We start from the raw sequence: 16723 nt of genomic DNA on the forward strand, positions 1-16723 counted from the left end.
TCTTAAGCACCTCGCATTTCTGATTCAGTTTCTTTGATTTCTTTTACAGAAATATAACGACCATGATCTTTTTCGAATGAACGTAATGTCATAAAGATAAAGATACCAATTGTTGCAATGATTGCTGGAATCCATAGACTAAATATGAATGAGAAGCCCCATACAAAGAACACGCAACTCATAAGGAACGGCATACCACTGTTATTTGGCATATGAATTTTCTTTATATCACCTTTAAATAACTCATGACCATGTTTCTTTGCATCCCAGAACGCCTCACTAGATTTAACTTCTGGTACAATAGCAAAATTGTATTCTGGAACTGGAGTGTGTGTTGCCCACTCAAGTGTACGTGCATCCCAAGGATCTGAACCAATATTTCTTGGAGCGTAACGAATACTGTAGTAAATGTTATAAACAATTAACACAAATCCAATTGCCATAATCGCAGCACCAATAAATGACACCATGTTTAGTGGACCGAAACCAGTAGACTCTGAATATGTGAAGCTACGACGCACTTGACCATCTAAACCTGTGATATACATTGGAATAAATGCTAAAACAAATCCAATAGAAAGTATCCAAGCAGTCCATTTTCCAATACGCTCATTTAGCATGAAACCGAACATTTTTGGCCAGTAATATGTTAAACCTGCAAGCATAGCATACACAACACCAGGAATAATAACATTGTGGAAGTGTGCTACTAAGAACATTGTATTATGGTATTGATAGTCTGCAGCAGACATTGCTAGCATAACTCCGGTTACTCCACCTAATGTGAAAAGTGGGATAAATAGCATGGAATACAGCATTGGCGTTGTCATTCGGATTTTACCTTTTCTTAGTGTAAGCAACCAGTTAAAGATCTTAACCCCTGTAGGGACAGCAATGATCATTGTCGAGACTGAGAAAATACTGTTTGTAAAAGCACCTTGTCCCATAGTGAAGAAGTGGTGCGCCCATACTAAGAAAGAAAGAAGTGAAATTAACACCATTGACCAAACCATGGATTTATATCCATAAAGGTTACGTCCTGAGAATGTTGAAATAATCTCACTGTAAAGGCCGAATGCTGGTAAAATCAAGATATACACTTCGGGATGTCCCCAAACCCAGAATATGTTTGCCCAGAGCATGGCCATACCACCGTTATCTAGAGTGAAGAAATGTGTTCCAAATAAACGGTCCATCGTTCCCATCGCAAGTAAAACTGTTAAAACAGGGAATGCGAAAACAATAATTACATTTGCAATTAGTGAAGACCAGGTGAACATTGGCATTTTCATTAATGTCATGCCAGGTGCTCTCATTTTCATGATCGTCGTAATAAAATTAATCCCCGTCATGAGGGTCCCAATACCCGCAATTTGGATGGCGATCATATAATAGTTTGTTCCAACAGACTCACTAAATTCGTTGGCAAGTGGGAAATAAGATGTCCAACCTGCATCCGGTGATCCCCCAACAACGAATGAGATATTAAATAACATTGCTCCCATAAAGAACAACCAGAAACTTAATGCGTTCAAACGAGGAAATGCCACATCACGAGCCCCAATTTGTAACGGAATAACTAAGTTCATGAAAAACATAATAAATGGCATCGCCATAAATAGGATCATAACAACTCCATGAGTTGTGAATATTTCATTATAGTGTTGTGAACTCAACAAAGTATTATCAGGTACAGCAAGCTGTGCACGCATCATGATCGCATCCACGCCACCACGGAATAGCATAATTAACGCTGAAATTAAATACATAATACCTATTCGTTTATGGTCAACAGTTGTTATCCATTCACGCCATAGATAACCCCATTTTTTAAAATATGTTAATCCAACAAGAGTTGCAATCACAGTTAAACCAATAGCAACCATCGATGCATAAATTGCAAAACTTGGATTAGGTACTGCAAAACGATCAAAGAAATCCATACGTTTTTATTACTCCTTTCGAAAAAATTATTGGTGTTAAGAGTTCGTTTGAAAAATCTATCCAGTAATTAAACCTAATTGGTCATATCCATGCCTTCCATGTCTTCCATGTCTTCCATTTCTTCCATGCCTTCCATGTTTGGAGGTGGTGAAAACCCTAAGTGTGTTCCAGTATATGTCAATTGACCTAGGTGTCCTGGTTCTAATAATTTTGTGAACTCTGGTTCGGTAAGAGGTTCTGCTGTTTTTTTCACTTCCTCTACCCACTCATCAAATTTCTTTTGACTCATTACACTTACATTAAATGTGTTCTCAGCAAATCCTTCACCACTAAAATTTGAATTTCTCCCCATATATTCACCTTGTTCATCAGCTGCAGCATAAAGAGTAGTAACATGGGCGTTCATAGCATACTTTTGTCCAGCAAGCTGTGGAATCCAGAAGCTCGTAATAGGACCGTATGAATAAAGCTTAAATTCAAGTGGTCGATCTGTTGGTAAATATAGGTAATTCACTGTTTCAATATTTTCTTCTGGATAACTAAAGTGCCATTTCCAGTTAGATGATGATGCATAAACAACTAATGGCTCTTTATCCTCATACCCTTTTGGCTGAGCCTCAACAATATAGTTACTTTCTACAGATACAAAAGAAAGGTAAGTAACAATAATAATTGGTACACCTACACAAATTGCTTCAACCCATGCATTCCCATGAATATGTGGTGGCTCGTAATCAACGGGCATTTTAGAAGCACGATATTTTACTAACATATAAATTAATAGTCCTAAAACAACAAGAACGATAAACACCATAATCCCCATTGATAGTAAAATGTCACTTGCTAGTCTTTCAGCCTGTGGTCCTTTAGGATCTAAAATCTTTAAAGGTTCACATCCTGATAATAAGGCAGCAATGGAAACCATAATTGTGAACAAAGTCCATTTCAATTTCATATAATACTCCTTTCTTTCCTTCACATAGCTTGAGCTTCTCTCTATAACTATATCAGCATAGTAAGAAACCTACATATGAAAGATCATACAAGATCAACAAACTCATCATATCAGACGACCTAATATAAGATAGTACTTAAAATTATGTTTCATGTAATGTTCAACTATTAGACACTTTTCCGTTATATATTGATCACAAATTGTTCACTTTTATGAGATGAATTCTCCCTATTTAGGGAGAAGGCTTTAATAGCTAAGGAGAGTACCAAAACTTGCTAGAAAAGACCTCAAACACAGAAAGGAGCTACTATGCTAACATTTCACTAGTGATCAAAACGAAGATTATTCATACTGGTTCCGATTTATGTTTATGATGCTTTGTTGCACCATGATACTGACCGTAAAAAGAAGATTATAGAGACAATATTTGAATTGACCCATTTATTAGGATATAGATTTGCTCAATGAATGAGAGATTTATCAGATTCAAAACTATTTACAATAGATAAGGCAAGTGATATCCAAAATTGAAAGAAATTTTACGTAGACAAATAAGTACACAGAGGTCATTAAAGAAGATTAGATTGAATTGCAATTATCTCACTCGAAAAGGAAAGAAACAGTTTCTTTATTCTTTATTATAAGAAACTAGCTACATATTATGGACAAAACAGTTTGGCTAGTAAATTAATATGTTCCAAACCTAGAGGGGACATACGGTGCAGAAATTTTTATACTAAAACTACCTGAACCCTTTTTTGCTATTCAACTGCTTTTGTTAGATGTAAGGTATTTGAGATACTAATAGTTTTGAGAATTATGTTTAAGGAACTTACTCTTTGTAATTGATTCTTAGGAGTATACCATTTTAGTTCTTAAAGAATCTCATTAGATTCTTTAAGAACTAAAACATTCTTTACGTTGTAAAAATGGGGGAACCGTCATGTTAATCATTGTTAATCCGTATTTTCCTTACTGTACCCCTAAAGATAAGTATTTAGATTAATAGACGTTATTCGGTAACGGATTAGTATTTCTAAGACTATAAATGACTAAATAGAAATGTACATTTTTGCCTCTCTAAGGATGTACATAATTGATCATAGTACTTTGGTTGTAATAAAGCGGAATTTTAAAAATTTACATGCTTAAACGTTCATTTCTGTGCATTCTTATACTAAGACAGATGAAGAAAGATAAATCTATGGGATATGGACAGCTAAATGCAGGATATAATGTCTAGATGGGAATGGAAGGCCAATTCATCACAGTAATTAGTCCTTATTAATGTACTTGTAATCCTGGGTGTTTTAAAACCCACATGGAACTACTAGAGCAATGCAATCGAGCTAAGCTAAGGGAGTTAATCCCCTGATTGCTTACTATGGCAAAGTATTCTGTGCAAAAGATAAATATGTGTAAAGTAAGTATCCAAGTTTTCAACGTAAACCAGAAACAGAAACAAGCAAAGAAGGAAGCAAAAATAGGAGAATATATAAAGAAAAAGCTGACTCTAACGTTTTTACCGACTAGAGTCAGCCCTCTTTTACAACAACCCTTTAAAGGTGATTTTTCATATAATAGGCAACTGCTCTTATTGTATCCTCATTTCTTCGGTAATATGTCCATTGACCGTGATATTCAGATTCAAGAAGGCCCACTTTCTTCATCATTCGTAAATAGTGTGCTATAGTAGATTGTGACATATTTGCTTTTTCCTGGATATCCCTTACACATACTCCTCCCTTTTCATTTATACTTCTTATAAGATACGAAGATTCTTTATCAAAATGTTGAATAGGGTCCTTCAGCCATTTCAATATTTCTACTCTTGTTTTGTTGGCCAATGCTTTAAATATCTCTATTTGATTTTCCATGATATAAAATTATCTAATAAATTTCTAAATGTCAATAAGATTGCAGATGAAAACAATTTCCAACACTTTTGGAACGGGGATAATTTGGATTAAGATAAAAGTTATGGTCCTAGCTAGAATAGACTATAAATATGACATTGATAATAAAATAATTTATCGTATAGCTTCGTTACGTAGAAAAATCCAAACTGCTTTTGCAAATGGAAAAAATGACAGTTTTATTTTCTGAATGTCCGAATTAATCCATCCTTGGCTTTTCATATTAAACATGTTGAAAATATCCTGCAGAGTTTTATCTACTTTGAGCTGTAATAGCCAACGTCTCACTTATTTTCTGTTTGCTTTATCGGCAATAGCCGTCAAGAAGTTTGTATAGAATTTTCCACATTTATTCTTTGAGTGCTTGTTCGAAAAGTGTATAGAAAATCTAAAGAAATAGTCGAATAGTTCAATTTCCAATCATCATCGATATTTGGCTTGTTTCAATCGGATTCAAGTGTATAATGAAGAAATAGATTCGAAGGAACTGGATAGACAATTTTCTTTTTTCAAAGTTCAGCTCCAACAGCTCCAATTCAAACAATTGAAATCTGGATTTCAAACAGTCCTTTAATATCGAACTCTAACACCATGTATTTCCTCCAACCTCTTTTCTTGTAGCCTCGATCGCATGAATTGGCGATTTATTTTGGTCGGTATCCATAAGAAATCTTCATAAAACAATTTCTCTCTGTTGGTTCAAAATATAGTTTCGCAATATTCTGTGCCACTCAGTCTTCGACTGTAAGAATTCCAAGTGTTCTTGTTCCACCATTCCTCTTGGAAATAGCTACTATTTTTACTTTTTTTTGAGAATAGCCTCCTGTAGACATAAGATTCCACAGGGTTAATTTTTAAAGTATAGTTCGAAACTTTCAATAGATTTTTCATCAATACCATATGTCTCTTTTTTGCTTATACTCGCTCAAATGGAATCATTACTGCGTTCTTTGCAATACTAACGGTTTTGCTTCTCGTATAGGTTACTCCTCCTTTCAACGATGACCTATCCCTGAAACGGAGTAACTTAGATTCTTCGGTCTTCTCGGGTTGATTAAGCACTGAAATGCAAGCGGCAATAACAATATTTGCGTTAATTTAAAATGAATTATCGCCTTATTGAATGGAAAAAAGTAAGTAGTCTATAAGAAAGGCGACTATCTGTCTAAAAATGAGTGGATAGTCGCCTTTTTCGTTTAGGATCCTTGAAATAAAATATAAAATCGTAAGTTTTTCAGTGCCCTCGTATCTCTACTGATCTTTTTCCTCTTTTTACTTGGAGACATCATATTCTCACAGGGGGAAACTTCCAACAGTACAAAAAGTTAGAGGTGTATTCCTTCAAAACTAGATAACTACTCACAATTTTCAGGTTAGGTCCTCGATAGATTAGTATCTGTCAGCTCCACGTGTCGGCCCCCCTTCCACCTCAGACCAATCAACCTGATCAACTTCCATTGATCTTACAAGCTTAACGCTTGGGAAATCTCATCTTGAGGGGGGCTTCATGCTTAGATGCCTTTCAGCACTTATCCCTTTGCACATAGCTACCCAGCTATGGATTAGTAAGACATCTGGTTAAAATCCCTACGTTATGAAGGATAGTGACCGAACTGTCTCACGATGTTCTGACCCCTGCTCGCATACTACTTTGATGGGCAACAGCCCAACCCTTGGGACTGAATGCAGCCCCAGGATGCGATGAGCCCACATCGAATCACCAAACCTCTCCGTCGATGTAGATTCTCTTAGGGAGATAAACCTGCTATCACGGGGTATATTTAAACCGTTAAGAGATGGCCCTTTCATGAGGGAAGCACTTCATTAAGCTCAACTGATCTCTTAGTCAATCTACCTTGTGCCGTTACACTCTACGAATGGTTCTCATCCATAATGAGGGATTCTTATGTCCCCAGTAAAATCCTTTAGCTTGATGATTGCCTAAACTCTGTTTAGGTTTAAGGTCAAATATAGTCATTTTGTCGAAAATATCTGTTTCTAACAAATTGGGAGTTGACTACAGATACTACAATCCCCACTCTCTTTCTACTCATAATAATCCAACACCCCAAGCAATACAGCTTCAGCTGCATTTTCACGGAATTGGCTTGTTTTTAGTTTGGCTGCTTCGGCTTCGTTGGATATGAATCCGAGTTCAGCTAGGACGCTTGGCATTGTGGTGTTTTTGATTACGTAGAAGTTTGCTTCTTTTACACCACGGTTGTTTGTTCCAAGCTTTTCTATTAATCTCTTTTGGATCTTTTCGGCAAGCTTTTTACTTTCAGTGCTTTGATAATTGTTATTCCAATATGTTTCCGTACCATGTGCGGCTTCACTTCCTGCCGAGTTTATGTGTAAGCTGATAAAAATATCAGCTTTAGCATTATTAGCAATCGTTGCACGGTCTGCAAGCTTGATAAATGTGTTATTTGTTCTAGTCATGACTACCTTTGCACCTTCAGCTTCAAGCAACTTCTGAAGCTTCAATGCAACATCAAGAACAATGTCTTTCTCTTGAAGACCAAAACCTAATGCGCCTGGGTCATGATCTCCGTGTCCAGGGTCCACAGCAATAACTTTTCCTGATAACAAAGAGTCTCCAGGTTGTTCAGTAGAACCTATAACCAAGTAGTTTTTATGCACATAACACACTTTATTATTAATCTTCGTTTTTGCCCAATCACCAACAAATTCATAAACGGTAATAACGTCTCCATTATATAGTTTACCCACAACATCTGAATCAACGGTTGGCTCTGAACGAACATTTAAAGCACTCGCTGTTACAACAGCTTGGACAGGAGCGGTACTAGGATCTCCTGAGCTACCCTTTGCGCTATCATAATTCTTTTTATTGGTTGCTTCCATTTGAACCAACGTTTGATTAATTGTACTTGGTAAGCTAGCATAACCACCAGCTTGTTTAATCTCGATCGCTCTTCTTTTCAGCCTACTCAATACACCAAAGTTTGAGTTAGCATCTGAGAGCTGCTTTTGTTGTATTTGCGAACTTATTTTGTTAAGTAATCGATAGTGCGAAACCTCGTAGATGACACGCTCTTTTGCTATTTTAGAAGGAGTTATGTAATAATCCAACATCACTTTACGAGAGGTAGGTCCATAAACCTTACCAATTGTTTCTTCCACTTTCCTAATCTTAGTAGAATACCTGTCATATAGACGATCAACCTGACTAATGCTTCCCTTACTGATTGCTGCTTCAAACTCTGCTAAATACTGACGGAGAATAGCTCCGTGCTTTGAGCTGTCAATAAAATACGCAGCACGAAGGCGTAATTCATTTGCCCAATTCAGTTTTTCTTGCAATTGTTTTTTTCTTGAATCACTCAATGTGTAAATCGAAGCTTGAGCATCATTAATAGATGCTAGAGTTTGATCGTATTTCTCTGAGAATGAAGTGGAAACACCAATACCTTTTAAAGACTTAATACGGTAATAAGGTTCAAGGTTCTCCGCTTCTGTTACTGCTTCGTTTACTAACTTCTCTACTTGATCATAAGAAGTTGCTGCTGATACATCAGATGGTGAATAACAGCCAAGAATGATAAACAAGATTGAGAGAAAAGGAACGAAACAGGTTAACCTGTTCTTCATCAATTTTACTCCTAACGTATTTTGTTTTAATAAAATTCCCTATAATATATTTTACTGAAAAAAACACCACTTTGTAATAGGTAATTTCACCAAAAATCAAGTTCATTTATACTTTTTTTCAATTCAGAAACAATTAAGTTATATTAAGAATCATATAGGTAGTATAGGTTTGTTAACCCCCCACATTCAAAAACATAAGTTACTAAAGGCTTAATTGAAATTCGGTAAATAATAGAGCCTAAATATAAATAAATTAGGTTTTGATAGTATCATAAGTATACTTTTCGTAGCTTAATTCCAATTTTATCAGTTTTTCAGATTTAATTTATTTAAAATGGATGTTCCGTGATAGGTGATAGGTAACTATTATAAAATTAAATAGTGGCCTTTTTTATGTTTCAATCTATATTAATACACTAGCCATCACAAAACCATTCTATATAGTTCCTTTATAGGTCCAGCAGAAGTTCACAGAAAACCAGAAAAGCAAATATTTATGTTAGAAAGGGAAGCCAAGTACAGTGAGATATAGTTAAGATGATGGCGGATATTGGGTATTTGTCCTTCTCATTACTATGTTATCCAACTATTAACTACCCTTTATAAATTTCCATTTAGAAGTCAAGAATTGATATCTTTGGTGCTGCAGCAATAATGCTTAGAGCATTATGTTCTCTAAGCACTAGGTTTAACTGTGGACAAAGAAAAATAGCAAGATATCTCAAAACTTCTAAGATGTTATAAAACTTATCTATAACAAATGGATACAGCCAACAAAGCAAGCTAGTCAATTAAAAAAGTCGATTTCCTATTTGATTAAACTGAAGGAATCAGTATTTAAATTATTCAAGTTAAACTAAAATGGTTTTTGAAGTTTGAAGTCGGATAAAGAAATTTTAGATTAGTTTTTTGGTCTAGTCTTATCTACAATTCGTTTACCTTCTCTCTTTTTCTCCTATTACATCTGCAGAAGAATCATTTACCTTAAAAGGGAAATGGTGGTTAATTTAGTTCCTCTAACAAATTATTATAGATTTAAATTGATAATTGGATCTCTATCGTTACATTTATCAGTGCTGGAGTTGTTGCAGAGGAAACTCCACTAGTATTACTAGGTCTTGTACCTTGCGCTTCATTAGTGGTTAGTCTATGTGTATATCCATCCCCACAGTGGAATTTCACCTCCTAGACTGTTGCCATGCCTGGCAAACAAAAAAAGAGAGGAATGATGACCTCTCTCTGTATTAAATGATCTCTATTTATTTGATTTTGCCAATAACATAAACACAATTATAAGAGAAAAAGCAGTTAATGCCAAAAATGGAATAGTAATAAAACCAAACCAATTAATGTATTCAGCATTGCAAGGAACACCGTTGGTACAAGGCTTGATTTCCGCAAATCCAGGAACTTTTTGTTCCAAATAATGAAAAAGGGAAATACACCAACCAGTTATAGCCATTGGTAAAACAAATTTTTTTACGGAAACATCATTTTGAAATGTTCCAATTCCAAGTATTAAGGTTAATGGGTACATTAAAATACGTTGATACCAACATAATTCACATGGTACAAATCCACGTATTTCACTAAAATAAAGACTTCCCAACGTTGCCACAATTGAGACTAACCAAGCTATATATATAGAATACTGTCTAATACTTACCATAATTATTACTTACCTTCTATTTCTTTTTCTATAAGGCTCTTAATTTTTTCGTAGTCAAAAGGATCTTCAAGCATTGTTCCATTCACCATTATAGTCGGTGTCAATTCTACTTTAAACTCTTTTACTAATTTAGTATCACGATTTATTTCTTCTATCTTTGATTGTTGTTGAATATCTGATTTTAATCTTTCTAAATCAATATTAGGAACATTTTTAGATGCTACCTCAAGAATTTTTTCTTTGGTTATCCATAATGCATCATGGTTTTCACTTGGTTGTTCTATAAAAAGTCCTTTGTGAAAATCCCAATAAGCATCGGGGTTTTGGTCAAATACTGATTCTGCTGCTAAGGAACCTAAATTAGATTCTTCCCCATGAAACAAAGTATTTATAAAGGAGAATTTCACTTTTCCAGTATCAACGTATTCTTTTACTAATTGAGGGAAAATCGTTTCTCCCCACTCTTTACAAGCAGGACATTTAAAATCACCAAATTCGACAACTGTTACTGGAGCATCAGACTTACCTAATGTAGGCTGCCCCTCTATGGATGGTTGCTTATCAAAGCTAACATTATTGTTTGTATCAGACTTCATATTATTAAAAACAACCAGAGATGACAATAAAGTGAAAATTACTAAAGTGAGAATAACTGCAAATTTAAAGGGTGAATTTGTTCTATTTTTAGCCATTATATTACCTTTCTATTTGTTTTTTAGCCAATTTTAATACTATTCAAGTAATTCTAACATTTAATATTGAATTTTAAAGGGGTTACCGGATTTATTCAAATACTTTTCACAAATTAATTGTTAAGAACTTACACATTTATAATACTAAAAATCAACTAGTAGTCTTTCACAATAAGGAAGGTGAAATAATTCTCCCCTTCTCATTATAAATGTTTTATTTTAAATTGAAGCTTAGGCATCGTGTGCATATCTTTTGCATAGGTATGAGCAATACGTTATAGGTTCCTGCATCAAAGTTTATTGTTAAATCCCATCTCCTTTATTTTCATCATTTATCATCTCATGGTCTTTTTCCCCGTCTTCCCATACCTCAAAATCCACTTTTACATCTTGAACATTATCTTTTCCATAAGTAACACGAGCTTCAATAATGGTTGGTTCGCTCGCTGTGTTTGTGTTTTGAACAGATGCTGATAAGAAAAAAATGATTAATATCGCAGGAATTGTAATCTTCAATAAACTCCTTCTGGTGAAAATTGGTCATAAGAATGACAAATTCTTTTAAAATCTTATTTATAGCTTTTATGGCTTTTGACATGGATTTATATTAGTTTATTACATTAAAATCCAGTAAACCCGCCGAATAAACTAGTTAAGACGGCAATAATTTTTGTCATCATATTAAAATACAACAATACTCCCATGATGATCATTAAAATACCACCAATAAACATAAACGTTGAACTTCTTTTCTTAAGAAAATTCATCTTATCGATAAATAATGACATGACTAGAAAAGGAATAGAGAAACCTAAGACATAGAAAAGCATGTATAATAGCCCTTTTCCTGGGTCTGTTACACCTAATGCAATGACACCTGCAAGGATAGGCCCTGTACAAGGCGTCCATCCAGCTGCAAACCCCATACCTATTAAAATAGATCCGGTGTAACCTGAAGGTCTCTTTTGAAATTGAATTTTCTTATCAGAAAGTAAGAAATCAAGTTTAAGAGCGCCAGTAATAACTAAGCCAAAGAACACCATAATAATGGCACCCAATTGCCTTAGTAAATCCTGATACTCACTAAAAAACGTACCAATAAAAGAAGTAGATAGGCCTAATGCTAAAAAAATGATTGAAAAACCAACTAAAAACAAGATGGTATGCACAATCGCTTTTCTTTTGAAAATACCTTTTTCCTTTTTTAGATCATTTAAGGATGCTCCAGTAATATAAGAGAGAAAGGCAGGATACAAAGGTAATGTACAAGGAGATAAAAACGATAAAAAACCGGCCCCAAACGCTAGAAATAAGTTTAGCTGTTCCAAAATGATACCACCCAACGTTAAATTAAATACTATGGTTTAATAAGTTCCATATAGTTTGCAATATCTCTTTCCGTCATACTTCCTGTTATCACTTTTACTATTTTTCCATTTTTATCAATTAAAAACGTAGTCGGAATTGGGGTAATATCATAGGCTTCGGTAACAGATCGGTCTTTATCTTTTAGAATAGTAAATGTAAGGTCATGTTTATTGACAAAAGCTTCAATTGCAACGTCACTTTCTGCAATATTAACAGCCAATGTTTCTACACCAAGATTTTTAAAGTGATTATACTGTCTTTCCATATAAGGCATTTCTTTCTCGCACGGTTTACACCATGTCCCCCAAAAATTTAAGAAAACACCTTTTCCATTCAAATTAGACAGCTGAACTTTATTTCCCTTCATATCTTCAAGCACAAAGTCGGGTGCTCGATCCCCTACTTGAACTCGAGTTTTTTCAGTGAAGAAATTCTGATAAAGAGTGTAAGCTATGGCTGAAATCATAATCAGTAAGAGACTAAACCGAATAATAGTTCTATTTCGTTTATTTTTCATATGAATTCTCCTTTTTAACTCTTAAATATCGACATATTACATTAGCAACCTAGTGTCCTAAATTAATTATTTTCAAATAAACCTTTTCGTTTACTCTATTAGGCATAAGAATGTAGGCCGGCAATAATAAGGTTAACGAAAATTAGGTTGAAAATAATAATTCCAAAACCTATGACTCCGAGCCATGCTGATTTCTCACCCTGCCAGCCCTTAGAAAGTCGCAAATGTAAATACGCAGCATAAAATAACCAGGTTATCAAGGCCCATACTTCCTTTGGATCCCATCCCCAAAAACGTGTCCATGCAATTTGAGCCCAGATCATCGCAAAAATGAGCGCTCCCAAAGTGAATATTGGAAAACCTATCGCTACGGATCTGTATCCAATTTCGTCAACCAAATCAAGTTTAATGTTTTTCGTTAATGGCTGAAGAGCTGCAGAAATTCTTTTTCTTAAAATCAGTCTTAACCCCCCATATAATAATAAGCCTGTTACAGCAGACCAGATGACTGTGTTTAATTTTCCTGCGGCGATAATAGCTGGTATCTCAACAATAGCTTCCATTTTACCTTTTGTAAGTAATTCACCTTGATTCGGTCCTACAATTGAAGGTAGATTATATGTCATTTCAACCTCTTGATCATTTTTATCAACCCATTTATAGACGGCTTCATACTCCATTCCTCTGAAAACACTTGTAATAATTACAAAAGCAAGTGTTGCCACAATCGTGTACATGACAACCTCTAGCCAAAAAGTTTCCTTTGAGCGTTTCGTCTGATCAACAGAACGAAGTAAATAAATGACACCTGCAATGAAACTACTGGCTAAAATTGCCGAACCTAGTGCCGTTGTTGTTACATGGATGGCAAGCCAATCCGTTTGCAATGCTGGTATTAAAGGAGAAATGTCTGTTGGGAACATGCTTGCATAAGCAATAATTAATAATGTAATTGGTAAAGTGAACAAACCTAAAATGGCTACTTTATATAAAAAATAAAGGATGATGAATGCTAATACAAACATCATAGAAAATGCCGTTATAAACTCGAACATATTGCTTACCGGTGCATGTCCAGAAGCAATCCATCTTGTGACAAAATAACCGAGATGAGTGATAAAGCCTAAAATGGTGACAGTTATTGCGAATTTCGCCCATTTGCTTGGCTTTTCGTATTGCTTTCTCTTATCTCGAATGGCTCCTCCAAATAGAAATGTTGCAATTAGATATAGTAAGAATGCTGCATACAGTAAGTTACTGCTAAGAGATACCACATCTTCTCCTCCTTTACGAATTTTGGACTTTCTCGTTTGTTTGATCGGTTAGTTCTTGAATGCAGGTTTCTTTTAAAAAACTGTTCATTTCATTTCGAATTCCGTACCAATTTTTATTTGTATGTCCCGCAATTAATATGCTTTCACCATTCCGTCTAATCCATATACGCCTATGATTCCAATACATACCTTGAATAACTCCAATCATGAAAATAGCTCCTCCTAGACCAAGAAACCATAACGTATGATCTTTCCGAACTGTAAGGGCTGACAGGTTTTTCGTTTCTACACCTTCAAATTTCATTTTTAATTGATTTTCCCCGTCTGGTTCAATTGTTTTTTGAATGGCAACAAAGCTTTTTTCACCTTGTGGATTCTCAGGGGATATCATGTTAAATACAAATGCTGGATTGTCGGGAACTCGGTTTTTTGTATCAGGTATACCTTCATTATTAAAATAAAAGTTAGGTAAATAAGTTGTAATTTTAACTCTATACCCATTACCTAAATCATACTCCTTCTTTGGTTCCAGCAAATCTACTGTTATCTGACCAAAACTTTTTTCTGTCACTTTATCTACTAAACTAAAAATAAACTTATTTAGCTCATTTAATTTATAAGACGTTTGATAAAAAGCATATGAATCATGTTTTAAGGGGTAATTAACTCTGATTTGTTCATCTTTTATTTTCTTAAGTTCAGGTTCTGCCCCGTGAATTATTTCACCTTTTCGCTCATACAAAGTAACATTTGTTTGAAAGTTTTTGACGATACTTCCATCTCCAACTCGTGAAAGAGTATTTGCGAAAACTTTATCTTCTTGTTCTTTTTGATAGGTTTCCATAATAAACTTGTCACTGCTTAAATAGTATTTTCCATTGGTTCCTGGAATAATAGCTGTTTCACCGTCACGAATCCAAAGCATTTCATCTACGTACATTCCTGGAACAAATCTCAGCATCCCCCCAATTAGGAAGATAATAAGTCCGATATGGTTTACATAAGGGCCCCATCGTGAAAACCGATCTTTCTCGGCTAGAATATTTCCATTTTCTTTACGAACACGGTAACGTTTTTTCTCCAATTTGGATATTACGGAATCTAGCTGTTCATCAATATTCTCTTCCACATTTGTTTCACTAAAGAGGCGTTGTCTGCGCATGAAGCTTTCATGACGTGTAATCCCTTGTTTTTTTAAAGCGCGATACAATGGAATAAACCGATCCAAACTTGCGATTACAAGTGAAACTCCAAGAGATGCTATTAATAAAAAATACCACCATGAACCATACAGATTGTGAAAACCTAATTCATAATACATTTGTCCAAGAAATCCATATTCATCTTTATAAAACTCTTGTGGGACAACAGTTGGGGGAATATACATCTCTTGAGGAAAAATTGTTCCAATTGCGGAAGCAATTAAAAGAAGAACAATTATCCAAACCCCTACTTTAACGGATGAGAAAAAGTTCCAAATTTTATCGACAACTGACTTTTTATACGTTTGTGACCGCCTTGCACTTCCTTCATAACACATATCAAATGATTTGTTTGGTGTATCCTCCTGAAATTGTTTCCCACATGATTCACAAAGTACTGTTCCATGTGGATTGGCATGACCACATTCACATTCTACATGTTTCATCACAAAAACTCCTAACGATTTATTACTTTATTCAATGGCAAGAACACTAGCAATACACAGTAACGCTTCATACTAAAAAATACCGAGCTGTAAAAGAATAGAAATCGTAATCTTTTAGCAAAAATCCACCCGTGAGAAAGACAGCTGTAATGGCTTTCCACACCTAAATGTTCTATGGGCTTGCCAAAACTTATGTAGTACAGTAGCTAACATTGTAATCCTTAAACAAAAGAATTCAAGATGCACTTATCTCACTTCCTCCTTATTTCTAGTTAACTCGAGGAAAATAGTGGATGGATATAGTACATTTTTTATTTCTCAGAATTGTACTAGAACACAACATTTAATCTAGAGCTTTTAATTCTGATTAATGCATTGCGTACAAAAAGGAGCAGAGAAGTTTTAAAATCCCCTGCTCGCTATAAGATCTATCAACTAGCATTCAAAATTTTTATTATTCTAACTAAAAATTCAACTCAGAAGGATGATTTTGAATAAAGCGATGTCCCGATAGAATATACATCTGTTATGATTCATGATTGATTTACACTACGAATTACTTTTACAATTAGAATCTATCCCGTAAGATCTACAATTGGATTCTACTTTTATCAAAATCTCCTTTCAATTCCTTTGTAAAAGGTATAATTAAGTAAGGGTAATATACACTTGATATTAGCCTTTGCTAATATATATGTCAAATGAAAATATATACTTTTCTCTTTCAATCATTTATCCCGACACACTTTGTTAACATTTAATCCTAATGCCAATGATATTCCCCTTTTTTCAGATTTACATCCTCTACCTATAGCTATGCGCTAGGTAATCAAAAGTAATTACCTAAATATACATATTATTAATAACGGTTAAACCTATATTCAAATTAATAACTTTCCTTTTATATTAACTATATCGAATCGCTTCAATTTATATTGAATGAGCCCTTCGTTTACTTCCATTCCATGCACTTATAAAAAACAAAATAGGCAACAAAACACTTAACATTAGGGCTTAGGATTTCCCAAATATGTGGTGTATCAAAAGCTCCTATAAAGCTAGCATATCTCCTATTACATGCGAAAAGGCGACGTATATTTAAATTATCGTATGTATCTCCTTTAG

The 16723-nt window shown here is 34.6% G+C and carries 11 protein-coding genes, 1 pseudogene and 2 other annotated features; all 12 genes and pseudogenes read right to left on the reverse strand.

The features are described from left to right. Positions 1-2: 2 nt before the first annotated feature. The 12 genes and pseudogenes from qoxB to resB all read right to left on the reverse strand — a co-directional run bounded on the left by qoxB (position 3) and on the right by resB (position 15598). Complete coding sequence (gene qoxB / locus COD11_RS09475) at positions 3-1943, reverse strand: cytochrome aa3 quinol oxidase subunit I (RefSeq protein WP_098796516.1); 1941 nt, start codon at positions 1941-1943, stop codon at positions 3-5. A gap of 74 nt (positions 1944-2017) precedes the next feature. After that, positions 2018-2899, reverse strand: coding sequence for a cytochrome aa3 quinol oxidase subunit II (qoxA, locus tag COD11_RS09480; protein WP_098796517.1), 882 nt, complete (start codon positions 2897-2899; stop codon positions 2018-2020). A 659-nt stretch (positions 2900-3558) separates the two neighbouring features. After that, a pseudogene (locus COD11_RS28165) lies at positions 3559-3774 on the reverse strand (Tn3 family transposase); the annotation flags it as partial. A gap of 684 nt (positions 3775-4458) precedes the next feature. Continuing rightward, positions 4459-4776 carry an ArsR/SmtB family transcription factor gene (locus COD11_RS09485; protein WP_098796518.1) on the reverse strand — a complete coding sequence of 106 codons (318 nt, stop codon included), beginning with the start codon at positions 4774-4776 and terminating at the stop codon, positions 4459-4461. A 1420-nt stretch (positions 4777-6196) separates the two neighbouring features. After that, positions 6197-6407 (reverse strand) — a sequence feature (23S ribosomal RNA rRNA prediction is too short). 8 nt (positions 6408-6415) lie between these two features. After that, positions 6416-6799 (reverse strand) — a sequence feature (23S ribosomal RNA rRNA prediction is too short). A 62-nt stretch (positions 6800-6861) separates the two neighbouring features. Next, on the reverse strand, positions 6862-8430 hold the full coding sequence (locus tag COD11_RS09495; protein ID WP_098796519.1) for an N-acetylmuramoyl-L-alanine amidase: 1569 nt from the start codon (positions 8428-8430) through the stop codon (positions 6862-6864). 1255 nt (positions 8431-9685) lie between these two features. After that, the gene (locus COD11_RS09500; protein WP_098796520.1) at positions 9686-10099 is read right to left on the reverse strand and encodes a disulfide oxidoreductase; all 414 of its coding nucleotides are present in this window, start codon (positions 10097-10099) and stop codon (positions 9686-9688) included. A gap of 5 nt (positions 10100-10104) precedes the next feature. Next, on the reverse strand, positions 10105-10791 hold the full coding sequence (locus tag COD11_RS09505) for a DsbA family protein (protein ID WP_098796521.1): 687 nt from the start codon (positions 10789-10791) through the stop codon (positions 10105-10107). Positions 10792-11094: 303 nt separating this feature from the next. Next, positions 11095-11307, reverse strand: coding sequence for a hypothetical protein (locus COD11_RS09510; protein ID WP_098796522.1), 213 nt, complete (start codon positions 11305-11307; stop codon positions 11095-11097). A 104-nt stretch (positions 11308-11411) separates the two neighbouring features. Beyond that, the gene (locus tag COD11_RS09515) at positions 11412-12119 is read right to left on the reverse strand and encodes a cytochrome c biogenesis CcdA family protein (protein WP_098796523.1); all 708 of its coding nucleotides are present in this window, start codon (positions 12117-12119) and stop codon (positions 11412-11414) included. Between the two features lie 29 nt (positions 12120-12148). Continuing rightward, entirely contained in the window at positions 12149-12676 is a 528-nt protein-coding gene (gene resA, locus COD11_RS09520; protein ID WP_098796524.1) for a thiol-disulfide oxidoreductase ResA, read from the reverse strand. Between the two features lie 98 nt (positions 12677-12774). After that, a complete protein-coding gene (gene ccsB / locus COD11_RS09525; RefSeq protein WP_098796525.1) occupies positions 12775-13950 on the reverse strand; it encodes a c-type cytochrome biogenesis protein CcsB in 1176 nt (391 codons plus the stop codon). A 13-nt stretch (positions 13951-13963) separates the two neighbouring features. Continuing rightward, positions 13964-15598, reverse strand: a complete 1635-nt coding sequence (resB, locus tag COD11_RS09530; protein WP_098796526.1) for a cytochrome c biogenesis protein ResB — start codon at positions 15596-15598, stop codon at positions 13964-13966. Positions 15599-16723: the final 1125 nt, after the last annotated feature.

Source organism: Bacillus sp. AFS040349 (assembly GCF_002577655.1).
Taxonomy (GTDB): Bacteria; Bacillota; Bacilli; order Bacillales; family Bacillaceae; genus Metabacillus.